Source organism: Photobacterium sanguinicancri, from assembly GCF_002265265.1.
Lineage (GTDB): Bacteria > Pseudomonadota > Gammaproteobacteria > Enterobacterales > Vibrionaceae > Photobacterium > Photobacterium sanguinicancri.
This window is the reverse complement of the sequence record NZ_NOIF01000008.1, coordinates 38,442-61,155: the sequence shown is the minus strand read 5'-3', so window position 1 is coordinate 61,155 and position 22,714 is coordinate 38,442. Positions and strand designations below refer to the sequence as shown.

Here is a 22,714-nt window from a genome sequence, read left to right as displayed (position 1 = left end):
TCGCTGTTTTAATTTTACTCTTTTGTTGGCCGCTTATTTTATTCGCTATTTTATTTATAAAGTTAGAAGACGGTATTTCATCGCCCATTTTATATTCCCAGCAACGTATTGGTTTGAAAGGGAAACCATTCAAAATCTATAAATTTAGAAGCATGTCCTTAGACGCGGAAAAAGATGGCATAAAATGGGCAGAAAAAGCAGACCCTCGCATAACCAGAGTTGGCCACTACCTTCGTAAATATCGCATAGACGAGCTACCCCAACTTTTTAATGTTTTTCGAGGTGATATGTGTTTTGTTGGCCCTCGCCCTGAACGCCCTCATTTTTCAGAACAATTCGAAGAGTCTATTCCATATTACAACCATCGCCATAATGTTAAGCCCGGCTTAACAGGCTGGGCTCAACTAAAGTATCCCTATGGTTGTGGCAAGGAAGATGCCATTGAAAAACTAAAGTTTGACCTTTATTACATAAAACATCGTAGCTTTATCCTTGATTTACTGATACTCGTGCGCACTTCTGAAATAGTGCTGTTTGGTAAAGGACGTTAGTTCTTGATATTCCATCACTTATTCTAGAGGGCTTGCCATGAATGGATTCACAAATAACATTCTCCCAACAACCAATGCTTTAACCATTGATGTAGAAGATTACTTTCATGTTGAAGCATTTTCATCTGTTGTAAAACGGGAGGATTGGGGCAATAAATACCCGTTACGTGTTGAAAAGAATACTCATCGCATTCTTAACATCCTTGATCAGCATGATGTAAAAGCTACGTTTTTTATCTTAGGTTGGGTCGCAGAAGCCTGCCCCAATTTAGCACGAGCAATTGTTGCAGGTGGGCATGAGTTGGCGAGCCATGGTTTTGCCCACCAGCATGCGAACAAACAAACACGAGAAACCTTTAGGCAAGATATATGTCGCAGTAAGCAGCTACTCGAAGATCAATCTGGTATGCGCGTGCATGGCTACCGTGCACCCAGCTTTTCAATTGGGCTAGGTAACACTTGGGCTTTTGAAGAATTACAACAAGCGGGCTTTAGCTACACTAGCAGCACTTATCCTGTTAAACACGATATTTACGGCACACCAGAGTGGCCTCGATTTAAGCATCTACGCCAAGAAGGGATTATCGAAATTCCAATTCCAACACTCAATGTACTAAATCGAAATGTACCTATTGGTGGTGGGGGATATTTTCGATTGTACCCATATGCTTTAAGTCGCTATTTCATAGAGCGTTTCAGGCAACAAACTCAACAGCCTTTCAGTTTTTATTTCCATCCGTGGGAAATTGACCCTATGCAACCACAAATGCACGGTATTTCAATAAAATCTCGTGTACGGCACTACCTGAACTTGAATCGTATGGAAGCCCGCATTCATCGGCTCCTCAGCGATTTCCAGTGGGACACAATGTACAACACCTATCAATTACATGGATTAGTAAGCGATGAAAAATCTAGCAATCAGGAAGATAGCAGACAACGACTTTCCAGCTTGGGACAATTACGTTGATAACCATGACGACGGTAGCTTTTTTCATCTAACGGGGTGGCAACATGTTATCAGTAAAGTTTTTGGTCATCGTCATCACTATTTATTAGCGGAAAATGATGATCAGCTTGTCGGCATATTGCCGCTTTTTGAGCAAAAAAGTCGATTGTTTGGTCATGCGCTAGTCTCGACCCCTTTTTGCGTTTACGGCGGTGTTATTGCCGATGATGATGATGTTAGAAAAGCATTAGAAAAAGCAGCTTATGAACTAGGATGTTCACTCAATGTTGATTACATTGAACTAAGGGACAAAGAGAATAAAGAAAGTGAAGCACCTTGGCAGCCACATTGTCATCACGCAACGTTCTCATGTGCGCTCGAAGCTAACCCTGATGCCATCCTCTCGACGGTTAAACGTAAACAACGCGCTGTTATTCGCCAATCCAATAAAAACAGCTTACACGCAGATCTAACAAATAACCCTGCACTTTGTTATCAAGTATATGCTGAATCAGTCCGAAATTTGGGTACACCTGTTTTTAACAAAGCGCTTTTTAGTGAGTTAAAACAAACTTTTGGCGAACGTTGTGAAACGCTCGTTATTAGGGACAGTAACAATGTCCCTGTTTCAAGCGTTTTAAGTTTTTACTACAAAAAACAAGTCCTTCCCTATTATGGCGGCGGTACAACGCAAGCCAGACAGCTAAAAAGTAATGACTTTATGTACTACCAGCTCATGTGTGAAGCCCAGAAAAAAGGGGCTGACGCTTTTGATTTTGGCCGTAGCAAAATTGACTCGGGCGCTTATCAATATAAACGTCACTGGGGAATGGACGAAAAACCACTGCACTATCGCATTGCCCTTGTTAACGCAAAATCTCTCCCTAACTTATCGCCAAACAATCCAAAGTATCGTTTTTTCATCCAAGCATGGCAAAAACTGCCACTCGGCATTAGTCGCCAATTAGGGCCAATGTTATCGAAGTATTTAGGGTGAACACTATGAAAGAGCCATTGTTATACCTATGCCACCGCATTCCTTTCCCGCCCAATAAAGGCGATAAGATAACAACGTGCAACGTACTTAAATTTTTAAGTCGCCATTTCGATGTTTATCTTGGTTGTTTTATCGATGATCAGTTTGATCAGCGCTATGTCGATGACGTAAAAAAACTGTGTAAAGAGACCCTCTTTATTCCACTGAATCCTTCTATAGCAAAGGTTAAAGGCTTACGCGCTTTTTTAACGGGTGATCCAATCACAGTGCCTTACTACTCGCACAAAAAAATGCAAAACTGGGTTAATCAGGTTATAACCACCCATGGTATCGAAAAGGCCTTCGTCTATTCAGGCTGTATGGCGCAGTACCTACTTAATCCGCCCACTTCGATTCATAAAGTGATTCATTTTGCTGATATTGATTCCGATAAATGGCGCCAGTATGCACATCAAGCAACGGGCATCATGCGCTATGTTTATCAACGAGAACATACGACGCTAGAGCATTTTGAGATAAACGTTGCTGATAACTTTGATATCAGCTGTTTTATTTCAGAAACTGAAGCTGACCAATTTAAAACCATGGTCGATAAACAGACCAAACCAAAAATTCAAATTCTTGAAAATGGTCTCGATTGCGCTTACTTTTCGCCCGAGCAACCCTCTGTGCTATCAGAGCCCTACGCATTAGATTCACAAAACTACATCGTTTTCACTGGCGCTATGGACTACCGCCCCAATATTGATGCTGTTTTGTGGTTTGTCGAAAATGTATGGCCAAGTGTGCTTGCCGCGCAACCAGAGAGTTATTTTTATATCGTCGGTTCAGCCCCGCCTAAATCTGTACTCAATTTAGCGCAAGAAAAAGGGGTTGTGGTAACGGGCAGAGTTGAAGATATTCGCCCATATATGCAACATGCGAAAGGCGCCATCGCACCAATGCGGATGGCTCGTGGGATTCAAAATAAAATATTAGAAGCAATGGCGATGGCGAAGCCTGTTCTCTCATCCACCATCGGCATGGAGGGGCTTGAAAACTACCCGACGCAATACCTTTCTGTCGAGGATTCCCCTGAAGAAATCACAGCTTGGATTATTGAAAAATTAGAGAATCCAGTACTTACCGCAACGGAGTCCCGTCAATGGCTTGAAGCCAATTTTAGCTGGGAGGCCAAACTCACCCCCCTATTAAGCTATTTAGGAGAGAGCCATGAATAACTCTATCATATTACGCTTAATGCTTCCTTTGGCCGCGTGGGGGCTGGTTTTTTCAGGCTCTTTACAAACAATGGTCAGTGTATGGATGCAATCAAAAACCTATGAACACTGCTTTTTGATTGTTCCTATTTCATTATGGCTAGTATGGCAAAAGCGACAAGATATTCGGAAAGTACCTTACACCTCTAGTTGGATCCCTCTTTTCTTACTCATTTTTCCTGCGATGTTATGGCTTCTTGGGCGCGCAGCCGATATATCTTTATTTCAGCACGTGGCCAGTGTAGTCAGTTTGCAACTCATCATATGGGCAGTCATTGGCACCCCAATGGCAAAGCTACTTTGGTTCCCTATCCTCTTTTTGATTTTTGCGGCGCCCTTTGGCGAAGAGCTGGTACCGGCACTTCAGATTATCACAGCTGATCTTTCCGTTTTCTTCTTAAATATTGTTAATATTCCGGTATACCGTGAAGGCCTTTACCTCACGATTCCTAATGGCCAATTTCACGTTGCTGAAGCATGTTCTGGTATACGCTTTCTTATTTCGAGCATTGCCTTGGGAACGCTTTTTGCCTACTTGCAATTCAACCATTGGTGGAAACGAATCCTTTTCACTGGCTTTTCTTTTATCTTCCCTATTGTTGCCAATGGACTCAGGGCTTTTGGCATTATCACTATTGGTTACCTCAGCGATATGGAGCACGCAACAGGTGCTGATCACCTCGTATATGGTTGGGTATTTTTCAGTATTGTTATTTTGGTTATCTTTTTCACTGCCAATATCTTTGCCGATCCTCCTGCGAAAAGCACTGACTTTGCCTTTCATAATGTCTCTACCGAGAAAGCAGATAAAAGTCTGAAAGTTATCGGTTGTTTAACCATGGTTTTACTAAGCTTAGGGTTATGGGAACAATCCTTTAAAACTAACGATATCGTCGCGAAAAACGCAAAGCTGATGCCAAACAATGTCACGCCTATCAGTCAATCAAAATGGGGAATTCAGTTTCAACACGCTCAACAACACGTCTTAGGTCAGAGTCAAGATGGCAGTGTTGAGTACTTCAATGCAATATTCAGTCTTCGTCAAGATGAAGGCGAAATTATCAATCAAAACAATCAATTATTTAATAAGAAACACTGGAGGGAAGTGGCTTCACAGGTTATTCAGTTAACTCCAGATCTCGATGCCACCGAAGTCCTTGTTTTAAATGATACTGGCACACAGATGAAAATCATCTACTGGTACTGTGTCGATGACTTTTGCTCAAGTAAGCCCATTGATATTAAGTGGGCACAAGCGACCCGCTTAATTACAGGACAAAATGCAACGGCAGAAGTACTCGCGGTTGCCAGTACAACTCTTAGCGAGAGCACAATACGAGAACTAGCAAAACAATGGCAGTAGCCATGATGACGGACGCTCACCATAAAAGGATTATCTATGTGTGGAATTGCGGGGATTTTCAATCTTTATCGAACCGCCCCATTACAGCCAGAGCTACTTAAAACCATTAATCGTCGGCAAAGCCATCGCGGTCCAGATGATGAAGGTTACTATTTTGACAGTTACATTGGCTTGGCGCACCGTCGTTTGTCTATCATCGATTTATCAGGCGGTCATCAGCCGCTATTCAATGAAGATGGTAGTATCGCAGTCGTTTTCAATGGTGAGATTTATAACTTTCAATCCTTAGTTGCTGAGCTAACACAAGCGGGTCATGTCTTTAGTACATACAGTGACACCGAGGTCATTGTGCACGCATGGGAAGAATGGGGAGAAAAAGCGGTAACGCGTTTTCGCGGTATGTTTACCTTTGCCATTTGGGATACTAACCGTCGTCAATTATTTATTGCTCGTGATCGTTTGGGCAAGAAGCCTCTTTTTTACAGCCAAACAGCCCAAGGGCAACTTGTTTTTGCATCTGAATTAAAAGTACTGCTTGAACACCCAGAAGTGAGCCATGCGTTACGACCTGAAATGGCAGAAGATTTCTTCATGTATGGTTATATCCCAGATCCCTACACGGCTTACCAGCATATCTATAAACTTGAAGCTGGCCATACCATGCTGCTAACACCCGGAGAGCAATTAAGAACATCCCCTTATTGGGATCTTTCAGCGCCTGAAAATTATTTAAGTTGGGAGCAAACCCAAGGGGCATTGATTGAACAGTTAGAAGACGCAGTAAAAATACGTTTAATGGCAGATGTACCATTAGGGGCATTTCTTTCTGGTGGTGTCGACTCTAGCGCCATTGTCTCTATGATGGCTCGCTTACAAAATAACCCTGTAAACACCTGTGCTATTGGCTTCAATGAAGCTGAATTTGATGAAAGTGAATATGCCCTTCAAATCGCGAACCAATACAGTACCAATCATATCGCTCACATTGTGGATGCTGATGATGTCAGCTTAATTAAGCAACTCAATGATATTTACGATGAACCGTTTGCCGACAGTTCTGCATTGCCTACATACAGAGTATGTCAGCTCGCCAGAAAGTCGGTTAAAGTTGCACTATCAGGTGACGGTGGTGATGAGATATTCGGTGGATATCGCCGCCATCGCATGCATTTAGCAGAGCAAAGAGTCCGCCAAGCAATCCCTTCCCGTTTCCGTAAAACCATATTTGGCTCACTCGGCAGGCTTTATCCCAAGGCTGATTGGGCACCACGCCCATTACGCGCCAAAACAACGTTTCAATCGCTGGCATTAAACCAAGTAGAAGCGTATGCCAGCTCTATATCTAAGCTGCGTGTGGATGAACGCGAACAATTATTTAGTACCCAATATCACCAGCAGTTGAATGGCTATAACGGTATCGATCAATTAACACAACATGCCAATAATGCCCCAACCGATGATCCCCTCAAGCTCATTCAATACTTAGATATAAAAACGTGGTTAGTCGGCGATATTCTGACTAAAGTTGACCGCGCCAGTATGGCTAACTCGCTAGAAGTCCGTGCACCTTTATTGGACCATGAGTTTATCGAGTGGGCTTTTAGCGTTCGTAGCCAAGACAATATTCAGAGCGTGCAAGGTAAAGGGGTACAAGGAAAGTACGCGTTCAAAAAAGCCTTAGAACCCTATATTAACCAAGACATTTTGTATCGACCTAAAATGGGATTCTCCATGCCGATTAGCCAATGGTTTAGGACATCCCTTAAGCAAACGCTACACGATTCTGTTTTGTCCACCAATATGCTGGACAGTGGTTACTTCAATGTCGACCACCTTAAAAAAATGCTACAAGAACACAGCGAAGGTTATCGCGATCATGGTGCGTCATTGTGGTGTTTACTGATGTTCTCTCAATTCATGATGAAGCAATAGGAAACAGTCTCAGTATGAATATATTAACGATTTCGACACTGTTCCCAAATAGCATGGATCCTAAACATGGCGTATTTATTGAGACAAGGCTAAAGCATTTAAAAAAACATTATCCCGACGTGAACATTACGGTTATCGCCCCTGTCCCATGGTTCCCATTCAAGTCCGCTTACTTTGGCCAGTACAGCCTATATGCCAACACACCACAGCATGAACAGCGCAATGGGTTTGAGGTGTATCACCCTCGCTATCTTGTCATACCCAAAATAGGCATGACATTAACACCTGTCACCCTTGCTCATAGTATAGAAAAGCAAATTCAGGCCCTTCTTGATCAAGGGCTGACGTTTGATGCTATCGATGGCCACTATTTCTATCCCGATGGCGTTGCTATCAACCAAGTCGCCAAACGTTTTAACATCCCTTATACAGTAACGGCTCGCGGGACTGACATTAACCTTATTCCACAATTTAGTAAGCCTAAACGGCAAATCCAACAAGTGCTTCAAGACAGTAATCACAACATGGCAGTGTGTGAAGCACTGCGCCAAGAAATGCTCTCACTTGGTGCTGAGCCACAAAAAGTAAGCACACTCCGTAACGGAGTCGATTTGGATCTGTTTCAATTCAGCAATGAAGATAAACAACAGCAACTTCGTGAAGAATTAGAACTACCAGCTGATAAAACGATCGTGATTTCAGTTGGCTGGCTGATTGAACGTAAAGGGCATCATCATGTGATCCGTGCTATCAATGATGTACCAAACGCGATTTTATTGATTGCAGGCAACGGCCCTGAAGATAAAAAGCTCAAGCAACTGGTTACATCACTAGGGCTAGAGGGGCGTGTTCACTTTTTGGGACAACAACCGCAGCCTATGCTGTGTAAATACTATGGTGCTGCCGATACATTAGTTTTAGCTTCCAGCCGAGAAGGTTGGGCTAACGTATTATTAGAAGCGATGGCCTGTGGCACCCCTGTGGTTGCCACCAAAATTTGGGGTTCACCCGAAGTTGTACAACATCCCCATGCTGGGGTATTAGTCGACAGAGAGCCACAGCAAATTGCCAAAGCAATCAACCAGCTTAGCCATAAAACCTTCACACGATTAGATACCCGCAAGTACGCAGAACAATTTGACTGGCAGAGTACATCTGACAAGCAATATGCACTATTTAGTGAATTAGTGAATTAGTGAATTAGTGAATTAGAAAAAAGGTTTATCACGGATGAAGATACTCTACCACCACCGCATCGCTTCCAAAGATGGCCAATATGTTCATATTGATGCCATCGTATCTGCCCTGCGTGATCAAGGCCATACCGTCATCATGGTGGCACCGAACGTAGCAGAAAAAGCAAGTTTTGGTAGTGATGGTGGCTGGGTTTCTCGTCTGCGTCAAAAGTTACCAAAGGTCATCAGTGAGTTACTGGAGTTTGGCTATTGTTTCTATGATTTTATTAAACTCTGCCAAGCAATCAAAAAACACCAACCCGATGCAATTTATGAGCGCTATAACCTCTACTTACCCTCAGGTATTTGGGCGAAGCAGCTATTTAACCTACCACTGATTCTTGAGGTTAACTCTCCACTTTATCAAGAGCGAATGAACTACGGTGGCGTTGCCTTTGGTATGCTTGCAAAATGGTCTGAATATTATGCCTGGCGCAATGCCGATCACCTGCTTCCTGTCACTGAGGTACTTGCAGGCTATATTCGAACAGCGGGTGTCACTAACGACAAAATCACTGTCATTCACAATGGAATCGATAAGCGCGTTTTTTCGTCTATACGCAAAAATGAACGCCATGATCGCTTCAAAAATAAACTTGTCGTTGGTTTTGTCGGTTTCTGTCGCGAATGGCACCAACTAGATCAGGTACTCACGATGTTAGCGCGCCATCAGGCAGATAATGTCATGTTTTTGATTGTTGGTGACGGACCTGTTTTAGAAGCGCTAAAAGACCAAGCTAAAGCCATGAGAATGATTGATCGCATTCACATTACAGGGTTAGTTAGCAGGGAAGACATGCCCTACTGGCTAGAACAAATCGATATCGCGATTCAACCTGCAGTCACACCTTGGTGCTCTCCTCTAAAGCTGATTGAATACTTAGCGACAGGTAAAGCGGTTGTGGCACCTAACACAGCTAATATTCGAGAACTTATCACGGACGAAGTAAACGGCCTTCTTTTTGAATCCAATAATATGCAGCACTTACTCGCTAAAATTGAACAACTCATCAATGATGCAACTTTACGGGAACAACTGCAGAAAGAAGCAGTAAAAACCATAGAAATAAAAGAATTAGAATGGCAAAAAAATGCCAACAAAATCGTTGATTTGATCAACATTCAATGATTATCGACATCTTTACCATCCCCACCTGTAGAGGTTAAATAATGTCTAAAATACAAATCTGTGTGTTTGCTTACAACCTAGAGCATCATATAGAGAAGTCAGTTAACAGTATTATAAAAAACCAAGGAAATTATAGTGCTGACATCTACATCATGGCCAATGGATGCAAAGACAAAACAGCAGAAGTCGCTTACAAGATCGCAAAGAAAAACAAAAAAGTGCATGTCGTAGAGTTGTCAATTGGCGACAAATCTAATGCCTGGAATATATTCACTTACGATTATTATGATCATTCTTCAATCCCTATCTTTGTCGATGGAGATTTAGAATTGGAAAACGATGCCATCAAAAACATCATTGATTTTCACCTCAGTCACCCAGCCTACAATAGTATTTCAAGCTTTCCGTTTGAACATGGAAGAAGTTCTATCGCTTGGAGAAAAGAGTTACTAGAAAAACATCAGTTTACCGGCAACCTATACTTACTATCTCAACCGTTTATATCAAAAATAATAAGCCAAGACGTTAAACTGCCTGTTGGCCTGATTGGCGATGATAGTATGCTAGGCTATTTATCAGCGACGAACTTAGAACAAAACAGTGATCACCCCAAACAACGGATTGGCGTTTGCCAAAGTGCTATTTTTACCTATGAACCCTTAGCTATTTTCTCTATTAAAGACATCAAACTTTATTTAAGACGCCGTGTACGGTATTCAACCCGTTATATGCAACAATCCTCTATTGTACCTAACCTTAAAGTACATGGTTTGTCAGCTATGCCTGAAGATGCATCAACTATTTCTAAAGAACTATTACCAGCAATTCGCTGGAAAAGTTCCAACCTTATTTTTGATATAATTGCGAAGCATAAATTATCAAATTAAACTTTAACTGCAGTCATATCCTGACTACGATGCTGCTTGCAAAAATAGGAATGAACATAAAGGCAATTACTCACCGCGACTAAAGCCCAAAATAACTCAAGGTACGCGAGGGAGAGCGCTGCACCTGCTGCACAAAATGCAAGAAAAGAAACCTTAAGCATTTTGGCAAGCTCATACTCCCAAGCATTTTTTTCGCTTTTATCATTTACAAAATACTTCTCTACCGCAGTTAACTGGAAATAGGTCAGCGATAGAATAAAAGCAAAAAGAATAAAACCAACAAATCCCTGATCACCAATCACTTGAAAGTAAATACTATGTGCTGCGAGGCCTTTTTCACCGGGTTCAGGTGAAGGAATAAAGCTCAAAGCATCAATATTAAGTGCCGTCAGTTGCCACAGGTGTGCATACTGCGCAGCTTTAAAACCACCGCCAAAGATAGGATTATCCATCGCCATCAGGGTATGGATCTTCCACGACGTTACCCGATGCATAAACGAACCATCTTGATCAGCTTGCTCGATGGTATTCATTCGATCAAACCAGCTATCAGGGAGATAGAATAAGGCAACCGATAGCACCAAGCACATCACTATAAGCGATACCATCTTGCTACTACTTCGCATCCAAAAATAACCACCTATAATGATAAGGCCTAATAACCCCCCTCTTGAATGTGTACCCAATACTGAAATAACACAGAATGCAGTTATCCCACAAAGTATGTACTTTATTATTTTACTTTCCTCTTGAGAGAACAAATAAAGCGCCAAGGGGATGGTCATACACAAAGCAACAGCTAAGTGATTATTATCACTGAGTAAATGACTATTAGGGCCTGCTATTTTATGTCCACCAAAAGACAAAATAAACTTTAACCCTTCAACACAACCGTAAAAGCCGATTGATAAAACAACGGCCCAAACAACCATATCAAAATGTGCTTTTTTCCTAACTAACAAGCACACAAAAATAAAAGTAAGAATTATTTTAAAGAATTTAACCCACTCAAACCAAACCAACTCAAAATACGCAAGGGTAAATTGTGTCGCCAATAATGTATGAATACAAAAAAGAAGGACACAAACGAAAAGACCTGTCAGTTTGAATCGAGGTTTGTCCCTTAAAATAAGGTAACCCAGCATAGTTAAAGCCGCAAAAGCAGAGTTATAACTAAAAGAAGCAGCAAATCCACCTAACCAGTGTGTTGGGACAAACAAGCCAGACCAAAGCCATAACGATAATGCAATAAACGGCCGTCTAATAGCAAAAACAGCCATGAAAGCAAACGCTGTAACAAACACAAGATCACGCATCAATCATCCTTTTCTGCTGTTATCTTGGTTGATTTCCAGCACAAGTACACTAATAGTACGAGGCAACCTAAAAAAAGTAGTGATTCCATACTTCATCCCTGAGAAATCTCAAATCAGATTTCGCTGTTGCATATTTATATTGTACTTATTTGCTTTAGTCACGAGACAAACTTGCACAAAACATACTCTGCATCCATCCTAAATATAGGATGACTATTTGATGTAAACCAAGTTTTATCCGCAACAAATACAAACGAGTAGTCGCCGAAATTTCAGTAATTCATGCGCAAGTAAGGATGCTTATTATGATTGTTCGCTCTCGTTCTCCACTTCGTTTAGGCCTTGCTGGTGGCGGCACCGATATATCTCCCTATTGCGACCAATATGGTGGCTGCGTGTTAAATGCAACTATTAATATGTATGCACATTGCACCATAGAGCTACATTCGCCCGAAAAAGGCATTTCTTTTGTCGCACAAGATATTGACGTCACTTACCACTCCCCTTTACTTAACTACCTCGAATTAGAGGGTGAACTCCTCCTACATAAAGCCGTTTACAACCGTATTGTCAGCCAATTTAACGACAACAAACCATTAGCAGTGACGGTTTACACCCACTCTGAAGCCCCACCAGGAAGCGGGTTAGGCTCGTCTTCAACTATGGTTGTAACCATCATCAGTGCTTACCAAAAACTGCTCAATTTATCGTTAGATGAATATGAAGTTGCTCGATTGGCTTACGATATAGAACGTATTGATTGCCAACTCTCTGGTGGTAAACAAGACCAGTATGCAACCACTTTTGGTGGTTTTAACTTCATGGAGTTCTATGAAAACGAGCGCGTTTTAGTTAATCCGCTTCGTATTCGCCAGCCAATTATTAACGAACTAGAGAGCCAGTTAATGCTTTATTTCACTGGTGTTTCACGTTCGTCAGCTCAAATCATTGAAGATCAGGTTAAAACGACCACTTCTACAGATAAAAAACCACTTGAAGCGATGCATGACGTTAAGCGGTTCGCTTTTGAGATGAAAGAACGACTATTGCACTCTGATATCTGCGGCATGTCTGATCTGCTCCAAGAGTCATGGAATGCAAAAAAAGCCACATCAGATTCCATTGCAACTCCCCATATTAATTTGATTGAAGATCGCGCACTAACATCTGGGGCTAAGTCGCTCAAAATTTCAGGCGCTGGCGGTGGTGGCTTCATGATGCTGTTTGTCGACCCTATCCACCGACTCAGTGTTGAGGAATCACTCTCAGATTTAGACGGCAAGATCCAGCCATTCCACTTCACTTGGCAAGGAACACAATCATGGAAAGCCTAACGTATTTTAACCAGCAAATTCGTTCTTCTATCGAAACCAAGCAACGCTTACTTGAGCACGATGACGTGTTAGAAGCAATGGCGCGTGCGGGAGAGATCTGCTTAGAGGCTTATCAAGCCGGTAATCAAGTGCTGCTCGCAGGTAACGGTGGCAGTGCAGCAGATGCCCAGCATATTGCTGCTGAATTTGTGAGTCGTTTTGAATTTGATCGCCCCGGCCTCCCTGCACAAGCGCTTACTACGGATACATCGATACTTACTGCCATAGGGAACGATTACGGCTTTGAAAAACTGTTCGCTCGCCAACTGCAGGCCAATGGGAGAAAAGGCGATGTATTCATTGGCATTAGTACATCAGGTAAATCTCCAAATATCTTACGAGCAATCGAGATAGCAAAAGAAAGAGGCATTACGACCATAGGATTAACAGGTAAAGGTGGCGATATGAAAGCCATGTGCGATTTGTGTATCTCTGTTCCATCATCACATACTGCACGTATACAGGAATGCCACATCCTTATTGGTCATGCTATTTGCGGGTTTGTCGAGAAAGGATATTTCAATGGGTAATACCACCACAACGGCCATTATCCTTTGTGGTGGTCTAGGTACAAGATTGAGCAGCATCACCAACAACAAACCCAAACCTATGGTCAATGTTGCCGGTGTTCCCTTTCTTGAACATCAATTTGACTATCTTATTTCTCAGGGAGTATCGCGGGTTGTTTTAGCAGTATCCCACTTAAAAGAATGCATTATTCACCACTTCGGCGACCAATACAGAAGTCTACATATTGAATATATCGCTGAAGCATCACCACTCGGTACTGGCGGCGCGATTAAAAACGTATTACTCAATGCTTCGTTTCAACCGAATGAAAGCATAGTCATCCTAAATGGTGACACTTTTGTTGAATTTAACTTATCAAAGCTAGAACAAGATAAAACCGATAAATTACTGATTATTGCCGCAAAGGCAATTGACGACACTGCTCGCTACGGCAAACTCACCATCGATAACGACATGCTAGTCACTGGGTTTCAAGAAAAAAAAGCGGGGTCTAAAGGTTACATCAATGCTGGTGTTTATTTAACTCAACCAGAGTTACTTACAAAGCTTCCTAAGCTTGATTGCTTTTCTTTTGAAGAAGACTTTCTGCACCATGAACTTGCTCATCAAACGATAGGCGCCAGTATTCTTGATGGGTTTTTCATTGATATTGGCATCCCTGAAGATTACTACACTTTGTGTGATCTTATGGGATCAGGTCAAATTCAATGTCTTTCGTAAAAAAATTAGCTTCAGCTTCTTTCTGGCTAACCATCGCCTCGTGGGTATCTTCTGCTGTTGGCATACTTACCATGCTAATTTTCGCTCGAATTCTATCCGTTGATGAATTCGGGCTTATCGCAACCGCGACCTTAGTTACCGCTTTTTTTGACCTATTTTCTCGATTAGGTACTGAAGCCTACTTAATTAAAGAGGTTGACCCAGACTCTGAAGACATCAACACCGCGTGGACTATTCAACTCATTATTAAACTGCTTATTGCTTTAACTATATTTAGCTTTTCAAGCTGGACTGCCTCTTATTTTAATGAACCACAGCTTGAGAATATATTAAAAGCGTTAGCATTAATTCCACTCTTTCTCGCCTTTGCCAATATTGGCATTGCGCTATTAAAAAAAGACATGGCATTTAAAACGTTGATGTTCTGGGATGCAAGCGCAAAAATAACCTCCTTTATAATAACACTCATTCTAATTTTAATAACCCCGACATATTGGGCCTATATTGTTGGCATGGTGAGTTATTTCGCTATTATCACGACAACAAGTTATTATTTTTCCAGCTACCGACCAGCACTCTGTTTAAGTCGATTGAACAAACAAATTTCGTTCTCTCAGTGGACATTACTAAAAGGCATCGTCAATTATTTCAACAACAAATGCGATCAACTCATAATATCAAAATTTGTTGGTTCAGCAGCGTTAGGTGCATTTAGTATCACCCAGAGAATATATGAGACAGCATCAGATGTTCTTGTTTTGCCATTTATATCAATACTTTACCCTGGTCTTGGTCAACTTGACAGGAAATCACCACAATTCACGACCATTTTTCACAACACCTTAATTACCACCAGTGTCGTTGTCATACTGTTGACGGGCTTGTTAGCGATAAACGCTGAGCAGCTTGTGATAATAGCATTAGGTAGTGCTGAAAAATGGTCTGTCGTTGCTAACCTCTTACCGATTGCTGCACCGTTATTAATTACACGCATACTCTTATTTGCGCTTTTTGATGTATTAACGTTGCTTGATAAAATAAAGTTTCTCTTCAAATTTGAGTTAATAACAGCCATTGTCTCGAGTATTGTCTTATTTCTTGCTGTGTACTGGGGGGACATTGAAGCGCTTGTTATTGCTAGGATAATACTAACAGCAGTAAGTTGCCTTGTTCTGCTTTTCGTGTTGCAACGCCTGATCTCTTTATCTGTTGCGGCCTATCTTCTCGAATCGCTCCCCTTTGTCATTGCTTCGGGCGCGGCTTACTTGATCACAGCACCGTTTCAGCTGTTACTCATAAATGAAGTGACTAATCTGCTATGTGTATTAGCAACAAGTTTTGTCTACACCTCTATTTACGTTGCTGTATTAATCAGCTTTATCACCCTATTTAAAAACCATTCCACGACCTATGCCCTTATTTCACTTCAACTTAGTAAACTAAAAATGATGGTTTGGCAAAAACTAACAAAGTCAGATGCTAAACAGATGTAATAACGCTAATCAGACTCAATGAGGCAAATATGAAGTTCCCAATAAACAGTATAAAAAGCTACTTTGCCGCCGTTGGTCTTTTCGCCCATATCCTTATCATTTTTTTGGGTTATAGCGTTTACAACCAAGTTAGCAACCAAGCAGAAGCGCTTCCTGAGACACTCCAACGTATTGGACATACGATAAAAAAAGATTACCCTACTGTTGCTATCGCAGGTGACACCCTATTAAACGCCAGTGAAACGCTAACGACCAACAACTATTTTTGGCGAGAGTTTGATAGTAGCAATTGGCCAACGGTAGGCCCTAACTTCTCTACAGCATATGCTGACCTTCCCAGTGTGAGTCGCTCTATTATTGTCGATAATGAACAAGACATCATTAAAGCCATTAATACCGCACAACCCGGTATGGAAATAGTCATCAAAAATGGTGATTACTACCTTGAACAAAAACGGATCAACAGTAGCCTTGCTTATCCTACAGCAAATAACCCCGTTATCGTTAGGGCTGAAACTGCAGGGAAGGTGAACTTAGAACTCAGTACGTTAGAAGGTTTATTTATCAATAGGCCCAACTGGATTATCACAGGGCTGCGCTTCATTGGGAACTGCCAACCTCACTGTGAGCATGCAATGCATATTGTCGGGCATGCCGATAATTTACAAATCACTCATAATGAGTTTGTGGATTTTAACGCCGCTATAAAAGTTAACGGAGTTAACAACAACTATCCTGATTTTGGCAAAGTTTCTCATAATTATTTCTACTTTACCGAACCCAGTGAGTCTTCCAGCTCAGTCACTCCCATTAACCTCGATTCAGGTAACAGTTGGGTACTTAACAACAATATTATTAGAGACTTTATTAAGTTGGGGGGCAATCAAGTCAGTTATGGCGCTTTTATCAAAGGGGGCTCTAATAATGGTGTGATCGAAAACAACCTCATCGTCTGTAACAGTACAAGTAATGATTATGGGGGTTATCAAGTTGGTGTTTCTTTGGGGGGCGGAGGAATGAAACGCGCCACCAGACGAGATAAATCAAATTTTGAAACAAACCTTTCTGTTGTCCGCAACAATATTATGATGCATTGCAACGATGTTGGGGTGTATATCAACCAAGGGAAAGACAGTATCGTCAATAACAATATCCTGTATAACACCAGTGGTATTGATGTTCGCTTTAGGCAATCAACCGCTTTAGTTACCAATAACATCTTAAGCGGTAGCATAAGAGAACGAGATAAAGGCGTTGCTGAACAATTCAACAATACAGTATTGCGCAAAGATTTTTGGGGTGGCGGCGAGAAACTGGATGGTTGGTTTAAAGCGCCTTCTGTCGGCGACTTCACACCCACGAAAGCACTTACCCGTACAGAAACGCCCTACCCGTTTCTAACGACGAGTGAATCAACAGGTAAGACACCATTGCATGATTTTTGTGGAAACCCAGTATTGAATGGAGACACCTTTATGGGAGCATTTAAAGAGGCAATCAGCTGCTTTGAACCATAAGACGCTTAGCACTCCTAGCCATATTTTGTAGCGATAGGGCAAAATGTGGCTGGTGATATTCTATTATCGAAAGTCGCTGACGGTTGTTTGAAAATGTTTGTTTGTATCGAGCCTCTCCCCCCATAAAATCATACATTTTCATCCCACCAGCAAGTGCCTGTTCGATCAATAAATAATGGGCAACTAATCCAGGCTTTAGCTGCGGATCATCACTATATGAAAGTGCACTTAAATAGAAATAAACCACGCCGCCAAAATGAAAGTTATAAATAATACCTAGATCACTTTCACCCGCTGTAACTCGGTGGATTTGTATCATACCTTTTGAGAAATTATGACGAATAAAAGCCTGATGAAATTGAACAAATTCAGGATTCGCAAAGCCACTCTCCCCGAGATTACTCCCCCAGCGATTCATGTGCCTATGCTTAGCCTGCTCAAACAATATTAACGCCTTTTCACAAGAATCTGCTGTATGCACTTTTAAAAACCCGCTGCGCTCATACTTTTTAATACTTCGCCGTATTTGCTTACGTGCACTTTTCGACAGCGATTCATCTAGCGTCTGGCCATTACTATTTAATCGTTTAAAATCGATAAAATAACTGGAGCTTTGCCATACCGTTCGCGGGAACATCGTCCTCGTCTGATCCGTTATAAAAGCATCATGAAAAATAACCTCTTCGCGGCTTGCTCCTACGGATAAACAGTCTCTCGGTTGCAGCCTTAGTTTAACGGCACTAAACATCGCTTCTCTTATTTGCGCTTCATGTTCGCACTCAAGAAGGAAGTCATTATATTCAATCCAAATTTGATCGGCTTGTTCATCTCCGAGTCGATGCAAAGAATAATGGTTGTAACTTTGCCCCAACCAATTTCTTTTCTGTTTCACCGTAAAAATGCCGAGCCCGACTACTTGGTCACTGTTGCAGGCCGTTAGTAACCAAAAATCATCAACAAAGGTTTCGAGCCATGGCCCAATCCAACACCATGAAATAAAGGGATTGGGCTTGGTATTAGGTTCAAGCGCCAGCCACTGATCTTTTACTTCGTTTATCGAAGGGCTATGTAACCATTCGCACTCAATCTGATTTTGGTAATCCATTCAACCATCCATCTTTCAACAGCGTCCTCTGCCTATTAACTAAGAGTAGCAATCAATAATGTAAAGTACTGGACATCCTTCAATTCTTTGCGCTGACAAACTTATTTAGGTCTATCATAAAAATGTCCAGCAATTTTTTGTCATCACAGGGATGCTTATGACTCACAATAAAAGCAAAACTTTCACCCGACTCGCTTTAGCCAGTTTCATAACGCTTTCTTTGGCGGCATGTAATGATAAATCTACCGAAGAATATCTCCAGCAAGCGCAAACCTATCTTGAAGACCAAGATACCAACGCCGCTATTATTGAATTAAAAAATGCCATTAAACAGGCACCAAAAGATAGCCAAGCACGGCAGATACTTGGCCAAATTTATCTTGAACGCGGTAATTTTGCATCTGCTGAAAAAGAACTCGAAAAAGCCCTACGCTTGAAAGGCGACAGTGATTCATTATCTCCTCTTGTTGCTCAAGCATTGCTAGGACAAGATAAAACAGAAGCATTAATCGAATTAGTTGATAACACGCGAACCACAGAGCAGAGCGTTAAAACCGAATTGCTGGCATTTAAAGCACTCGCCCTTCTTAAGCAAGGGAAAATGGAAGAGGCGCAATACAGCCTTTCTCTTGCTGAAAACGCAGGCCAAGACACCCTGTATCAGTCCATCGGACGCGCAACACTCGATGCAGCCAACGAGAACATTGATTCGGCACTTTACATTGTAAATAACATCGTTAAAGAGCACAGTACAAGCAGTGATGCTTGGCTATTAAAAGGACATTTAGAGACAGCGAAAGGTGATAATAAATCAGCGGCTCGGAGCTATCAAAAAGCCGTGGATAACGCACCAGATGCGATTCAATACACGCTATACCTCGCGCAAGCACTTGTCAGAGATGAAGCTTATAAAGATGCAGATAAATACGTTAGCAACCTGCTGAAAATGTCAAATAGCCACGTCATCGTTAATGAACTAAAAGCAAATATACTCTACGCAGAGGGAGATAGTGACGAAGCTAAAGTACATGCTGATCTTGCCATTCAAAACGGCTCTCAAAACGTATCCACTTACCTTATTTCCGGTGTGGTTGCCTTCCAGCAAGGTAAGTTTGAACAAGCGAATGAACACTTCAAAAAGATAGACCCACTGGTTCCCGATAATCACTTTGTAAAACGCCTATACACCATCACTCAATTTAAGCTTGGTGACATTGATGATGCGATGAGCACTCTAAGTAACTTTAACGGGCAAACAGAGCAAGATAGTACCTTCCTTTCTTCTATGAGTGTAGAACTCGCGCGTTTAGGCCGTGAAGATGAAGCGCTTGCTCTCGCACACAAAGCGTCTGCTAATGGGTCAAGTAATAGCCAAGTGAAATTGGGGCTAATCCAGCTTGCCAATAATGACACTGGCGGGCTTGATACTCTACAACAAGCATTAAAAATCAACCCTGATTTGAAAGAAGCCAAGCTAGGCTTAGCCTATTTTTACTTGAAGATGGGTAAGGTCGATGATTCAGAAAAAACAGTTGATGATTGGTTAGCTGAAAGTCCTGCTAACGCTCAGGCAATGTTACTAAAAGGGTTAATAAACCAAATAAAACAACAGCCAGATAAAGCAAAAGAATGGTATCAAAAGGTATTAGCAGCCGATGGTGAAAACATCCAAGCCCACCTCGCCATTGCGCAGCTCGCCGATAAACAAAAAGGCCCAGAAGCGGCCTACTCTCTCGCAATAAAAGCGTATCAGCTCGAGCCAACAAACCCTATGGTCTTCCGCCATATTATTCGTTTTGCTTACCAAGCCGATAAGATGGCTGATTTCAGTCAAATCATCGATGAGCAACGCGCAGCAGATCAAGATAACGATGGCTTAAAAATTCAAAAAGCAACTACGCTCGCTATCAGTACTGAGTATCAAGATGCCATTGAATTACTTGAAACTATTTCACCCCATAATCAAAACAGCAGTTCTTTACGCTTACTTGGCGATCTCTATAACCAACAACGAGATTATGATAACGCGCTCACCTACTACAGTCAGTGGCTACTAAAAGAGCCCCTTAACCCAAATGCATACATTAAAAACATACAACTTAATGAGCTTGTAAATAGAGCAGATAACAGCTTAAAGCTAACAGAAAAAGCACGCAGCCTGTTTATCAACGATACACGATTTACCCTTATGCAAGCTGGCCTGCTACTTAAAACCGGCAAAAGTGAACAAAGCCAAGTCTTATTAAATCAGCAGTCAGATGAAATTAAACAAACCGCTTACTTCTTGCGTTTACAGGCGATGATCTACCTACAAAACAAAGCGTACCCAGAAGCTATTCAAGCGCTAGAACAGCGTTATGACACGCTTCCAAATCCAGATTCAGCCGCTGATTTAGCCGTCGCTTATGAAATGTCGGGCAAAACAGATCAAGCCATTAAATTCTTAAAATCGGTTATCAACGAATATGGCAACAAAGCCGATTCCTTACAGATTCGATTAGCCGACCTACAAGTGAAATACCGCCCCGATGAAGCAATCGGTCAGTACGAAACAATTTTACAAAGAGAGCCAAACAATATTATTGCACTGAACAATATTGCTTGGTTATACCTTGAAAAAGGTGATTTCAACAAAGCATGTAGCTCAGCCAATAAAGCACATGATTTAGCAGCGAAGCGCGGTAATATTCCTGAAGTATTAGATACCTACGGCTATTGCTTGCTGAAATCAGGGCAAATCGCACCCTCGCTTCAGCCGCTGAAAGAAGCCTACGCTAAGAAACATGATGATGCCGAGATTGCACTGCACTATGCCGAAAGTTTATTGGAAAATAAGCAAGCAGATAACGCCAAAGATGTGTTGGAAAAAATCAACACCTCAGATCCTCGCTTAATGGCGATAAAAGGCCAGCTCCAAAATAAACTGACAGCTGTCAATTAGTGCCATAAATCTCATCCTATGCTTACCGCCCGAATAGGGCGGTTTTAGCATCATGACTAGCAATAGAAGGTTCAGTAAAAATACACATGAAGAGCCCCTCCCCCTCTCTTCCGATGTTTAAACAGGTGCGATTATGAAAACGACTCACAGATTCCAGGCATTGTTCACTTTACTGCTTATGATGGCTATTAGCATACCGATAACAGCCACTGCAGCCTTGCCAGATACCATCAGCAAAGTAAAACCTGCCATTGTCGGTATTGGGATCTATAACAAGCTCGCGACACCGCGCGCGCAGTTATTAGGTACAGGTTTTGCCGTTCGCATCTCTAGTCAATCAACGAAGAGCCAGATCATCGCAACCAATGCGCATGTGGTACCCAGTCGATTACTGAACGATGGTAAAACGCAGTTTGTTGTTTTTGTTGGTCAAGGAAAAAGCCCCGACGTTCGAAATGCGCGTGTTATTGCCCGTGATGAAAAGCATGATTTAGCCTTATTAAAAATCACCGGTAAAGCAATACCCACCCTATCGATGGCCAACTTTCAGGTTAGGGAAGGTGAAGAATACCCCTTTACAGGATTCCCTATCGGCGCCATTTTAGGGCTTTATCCTGTTACTCATAAAGGCATGATTTCGAGTATTACACCCGTTGCGATTCCCGCAAGAAATGCAAAAGAACTAACGATAAAACAGCTTAAGCACCTTAAAAACCCCTACATGGTCTACCAATTAGATGCCACAGCTTACCCTGGAAATAGTGGTAGTCCGGTTTATCACCCTGCAACGGGCAGCGTGATTGCCATCGTTAATAAAGTGCTACTAAAATCAACCAAAGAGTCCGCACTTACCAATCCTAGTGATATCACTTATGCGATCCCTGTAAAGCATTTACAACAACTGATTAAACGCACGGCACTAAATTAAGAATATGAAATCATATTGGTTAGCACCTCAGTACAAACTGCTGAAGGTCTATATTGCTTGGGGGGCTTTTAGCTGTTATTTCGTTTTTATAACGCTAATATCACTTGCTGCGGGGGCAGAAACAGACAGTCTGTTAGATTTAAAACAATACGGCATCTTATTTCTAGATAAGATGCTTCATCTAGGGGCTTACGGTTTATTCGTAATACTTGCTAGCCAGTTGGGTTTATCCTTCCACAAATTTATCTCACTGTGCATCGCGCTATCAGCCTATGGACTGTTTCTTGAGTTTTGCCAAGGACAGTTTATTTTAAATCGTGAAGCCTCATGGCTAGATGCTATCGCCAATGTAATGGGTGTCGTTATTGGGTTTATGCTGTTCTATAAATCAGCACGACGAAATAAGTAGTTTTTTACTGTTTATTGTCTGTCACCAATACACAGACAAGAAAGGCCAGCAATTGCTGGCCTTCTCGATCACATTATCT

At 41.8% G+C, this 22,714-nt stretch carries 19 protein-coding genes; 17 read left to right on the top strand and 2 right to left on the bottom strand.

Going from position 1 to position 22,714, the window contains the following annotated elements; translation table 11 throughout:
• Positions 1-35 precede the first annotated feature (35 nt).
• The 9 genes from ASV53_RS02770 to ASV53_RS02730 are packed head-to-tail and all read left to right on the top strand — an operon-like array spanning position 36 to position 10,302.
• Positions 36-551, top strand: coding sequence for a sugar transferase (locus tag ASV53_RS02770; protein ID WP_369126370.1), 516 nt, complete (start codon positions 36-38; stop codon positions 549-551).
• Positions 552-588: 37 nt separating this feature from the next.
• On the top strand, positions 589-1,521 hold the full coding sequence (locus tag ASV53_RS02765) for an XrtA system polysaccharide deacetylase (protein WP_094956002.1): 933 nt from the start codon (positions 589-591) through the stop codon (positions 1,519-1,521).
• Complete coding sequence (locus tag ASV53_RS02760; RefSeq protein WP_094956001.1) at positions 1,457-2,497, top strand: FemAB family XrtA/PEP-CTERM system-associated protein; 1,041 nt, start codon at positions 1,457-1,459, stop codon at positions 2,495-2,497. The genes ASV53_RS02765 and ASV53_RS02760 overlap by 65 nt, the downstream gene beginning before the upstream one ends.
• 5 nt (positions 2,498-2,502) lie before the next feature.
• Positions 2,503-3,717, top strand: coding sequence for a TIGR03087 family PEP-CTERM/XrtA system glycosyltransferase (locus tag ASV53_RS02755; RefSeq protein WP_094956000.1), 1,215 nt, complete (start codon positions 2,503-2,505; stop codon positions 3,715-3,717).
• Positions 3,710-5,119, top strand: a complete 1,410-nt coding sequence (gene xrtA / locus ASV53_RS02750) for an exosortase A (RefSeq protein WP_094955999.1) — start codon at positions 3,710-3,712, stop codon at positions 5,117-5,119. Before ASV53_RS02755 ends, xrtA begins: the two co-directional genes overlap by 8 nt.
• Before the next feature lie 36 nt (positions 5,120-5,155).
• Entirely contained in the window at positions 5,156-7,051 is a 1,896-nt protein-coding gene (locus ASV53_RS02745; RefSeq protein ID WP_094955998.1) for an XrtA/PEP-CTERM system amidotransferase, read from the top strand.
• Between the two features lie 14 nt (positions 7,052-7,065).
• Positions 7,066-8,247 carry a glycosyltransferase family 4 protein gene (locus tag ASV53_RS02740; RefSeq protein ID WP_094955996.1) on the top strand — a complete coding sequence of 394 codons (1,182 nt, stop codon included), beginning with the start codon at positions 7,066-7,068 and terminating at the stop codon, positions 8,245-8,247.
• 34 nt (positions 8,248-8,281) lie between these two features.
• Positions 8,282-9,415, top strand: coding sequence for a glycosyltransferase family 4 protein (locus ASV53_RS02735; RefSeq protein WP_094955995.1), 1,134 nt, complete (start codon positions 8,282-8,284; stop codon positions 9,413-9,415).
• A gap of 41 nt (positions 9,416-9,456) precedes the next feature.
• Complete coding sequence (locus ASV53_RS02730; RefSeq protein WP_094955994.1) at positions 9,457-10,302, top strand: glycosyltransferase family A protein; 846 nt, start codon at positions 9,457-9,459, stop codon at positions 10,300-10,302.
• On the opposite strand, the gene ASV53_RS02725 is transcribed toward ASV53_RS02730, so the two are convergent.
• A complete protein-coding gene (locus tag ASV53_RS02725; protein WP_094955993.1) occupies positions 10,299-11,618 on the bottom strand; it encodes a putative O-glycosylation ligase, exosortase A system-associated in 1,320 nt (439 codons plus the stop codon). The two genes, ASV53_RS02730 and ASV53_RS02725, sit on opposite strands and share 4 nt — an antisense overlap.
• 305 nt (positions 11,619-11,923) lie before the next feature.
• Here ASV53_RS02725 and ASV53_RS02720 point away from each other — a divergent pair, with 305 nt between their 5' ends.
• The 5 genes from ASV53_RS02720 to ASV53_RS02700 are packed head-to-tail and all read left to right on the top strand — an operon-like array spanning position 11,924 to position 17,252.
• Complete coding sequence (locus ASV53_RS02720; protein ID WP_062687602.1) at positions 11,924-12,952, top strand: GHMP family kinase ATP-binding protein; 1,029 nt, start codon at positions 11,924-11,926, stop codon at positions 12,950-12,952.
• On the top strand, positions 12,940-13,521 hold the full coding sequence (locus ASV53_RS02715) for a D-sedoheptulose-7-phosphate isomerase (RefSeq protein WP_094955992.1): 582 nt from the start codon (positions 12,940-12,942) through the stop codon (positions 13,519-13,521). Before ASV53_RS02720 ends, ASV53_RS02715 begins: the two co-directional genes overlap by 13 nt.
• The gene (locus ASV53_RS02710) at positions 13,514-14,242 is read left to right on the top strand and encodes a nucleotidyltransferase family protein (protein WP_189337811.1); all 729 of its coding nucleotides are present in this window, start codon (positions 13,514-13,516) and stop codon (positions 14,240-14,242) included. Before ASV53_RS02715 ends, ASV53_RS02710 begins: the two co-directional genes overlap by 8 nt.
• A complete protein-coding gene (locus ASV53_RS02705) occupies positions 14,230-15,735 on the top strand; it encodes an oligosaccharide flippase family protein (protein ID WP_094955990.1) in 1,506 nt (501 codons plus the stop codon). The genes ASV53_RS02710 and ASV53_RS02705 overlap by 13 nt, the downstream gene beginning before the upstream one ends.
• A gap of 29 nt (positions 15,736-15,764) precedes the next feature.
• Positions 15,765-17,252, top strand: a complete 1,488-nt coding sequence (locus ASV53_RS02700) for a polysaccharide lyase domain-containing protein (RefSeq protein ID WP_094955989.1) — start codon at positions 15,765-15,767, stop codon at positions 17,250-17,252.
• Here ASV53_RS02700 and ASV53_RS02695 read toward each other — a convergent pair.
• The gene (locus tag ASV53_RS02695; RefSeq protein WP_094955988.1) at positions 17,233-18,357 is read right to left on the bottom strand and encodes a GNAT family N-acetyltransferase; all 1,125 of its coding nucleotides are present in this window, start codon (positions 18,355-18,357) and stop codon (positions 17,233-17,235) included. The two genes, ASV53_RS02700 and ASV53_RS02695, sit on opposite strands and share 20 nt — an antisense overlap.
• Positions 18,358-18,514: 157 nt before the next feature.
• On the opposite strand from ASV53_RS02695, the gene prsT reads away from it, so the two are divergent.
• The 3 genes from prsT (at position 18,515) to ASV53_RS02680 (ending at position 22,635) form a co-directional block, all read left to right on the top strand.
• Positions 18,515-21,298 (top strand): XrtA/PEP-CTERM system TPR-repeat protein PrsT, encoded by a 2,784-nt coding sequence (gene prsT, locus ASV53_RS02690; RefSeq protein ID WP_189337810.1) that lies wholly within the window; start codon positions 18,515-18,517, stop codon positions 21,296-21,298.
• A 133-nt stretch (positions 21,299-21,431) separates the two neighbouring features.
• On the top strand, positions 21,432-22,226 hold the full coding sequence (locus ASV53_RS02685; RefSeq protein WP_189337809.1) for a S1 family peptidase: 795 nt from the start codon (positions 21,432-21,434) through the stop codon (positions 22,224-22,226).
• A 4-nt stretch (positions 22,227-22,230) separates the two neighbouring features.
• Positions 22,231-22,635, top strand: coding sequence for a VanZ family protein (locus tag ASV53_RS02680; RefSeq protein WP_094955986.1), 405 nt, complete (start codon positions 22,231-22,233; stop codon positions 22,633-22,635).
• The last annotated feature ends 79 nt before the right edge of the window (positions 22,636-22,714 follow it).

Excerpts from the sequence above, each read along its gene's own strand:
- ASV53_RS02765 (WP_094956002.1), top strand. The coding sequence starts at position 589 with ATGAATGGATTCACAAATAACATTCTCCCAACAACCAATGCTTTAACC.
- ASV53_RS02760 (WP_094956001.1), top strand. The coding sequence starts at position 1,457 with ATGAAAAATCTAGCAATCAGGAAGATAGCAGACAACGACTTTCCAGCT.
- ASV53_RS02755 (WP_094956000.1), top strand. The coding sequence starts at position 2,503 with ATGAAAGAGCCATTGTTATACCTATGCCACCGCATTCCTTTCCCGCCC.
- xrtA (WP_094955999.1), top strand. The coding sequence starts at position 3,710 with ATGAATAACTCTATCATATTACGCTTAATGCTTCCTTTGGCCGCGTGG.
- ASV53_RS02745 (WP_094955998.1), top strand. The coding sequence starts at position 5,156 with ATGTGTGGAATTGCGGGGATTTTCAATCTTTATCGAACCGCCCCATTA.
- ASV53_RS02740 (WP_094955996.1), top strand. The coding sequence starts at position 7,066 with ATGAATATATTAACGATTTCGACACTGTTCCCAAATAGCATGGATCCT.
- ASV53_RS02735 (WP_094955995.1), top strand. The coding sequence starts at position 8,282 with ATGAAGATACTCTACCACCACCGCATCGCTTCCAAAGATGGCCAATAT.
- ASV53_RS02730 (WP_094955994.1), top strand. The coding sequence starts at position 9,457 with ATGTCTAAAATACAAATCTGTGTGTTTGCTTACAACCTAGAGCATCAT.
- ASV53_RS02725 (WP_094955993.1), bottom strand. The coding sequence starts at position 11,618 with ATGCGTGATCTTGTGTTTGTTACAGCGTTTGCTTTCATGGCTGTTTTT.
- ASV53_RS02720 (WP_062687602.1), top strand. The coding sequence starts at position 11,924 with ATGATTGTTCGCTCTCGTTCTCCACTTCGTTTAGGCCTTGCTGGTGGC.
- ASV53_RS02715 (WP_094955992.1), top strand. The coding sequence starts at position 12,940 with ATGGAAAGCCTAACGTATTTTAACCAGCAAATTCGTTCTTCTATCGAA.
- ASV53_RS02710 (WP_189337811.1), top strand. The coding sequence starts at position 13,514 with ATGGGTAATACCACCACAACGGCCATTATCCTTTGTGGTGGTCTAGGT.
- ASV53_RS02705 (WP_094955990.1), top strand. The coding sequence starts at position 14,230 with ATGTCTTTCGTAAAAAAATTAGCTTCAGCTTCTTTCTGGCTAACCATC.
- ASV53_RS02700 (WP_094955989.1), top strand. The coding sequence starts at position 15,765 with ATGAAGTTCCCAATAAACAGTATAAAAAGCTACTTTGCCGCCGTTGGT.
- ASV53_RS02695 (WP_094955988.1), bottom strand. The coding sequence starts at position 18,357 with ATGGATTACCAAAATCAGATTGAGTGCGAATGGTTACATAGCCCTTCG.
- prsT (WP_189337810.1), top strand. The coding sequence starts at position 18,515 with ATGACTCACAATAAAAGCAAAACTTTCACCCGACTCGCTTTAGCCAGT.
- ASV53_RS02685 (WP_189337809.1), top strand. The coding sequence starts at position 21,432 with ATGAAAACGACTCACAGATTCCAGGCATTGTTCACTTTACTGCTTATG.
- ASV53_RS02680 (WP_094955986.1), top strand. The coding sequence starts at position 22,231 with ATGAAATCATATTGGTTAGCACCTCAGTACAAACTGCTGAAGGTCTAT.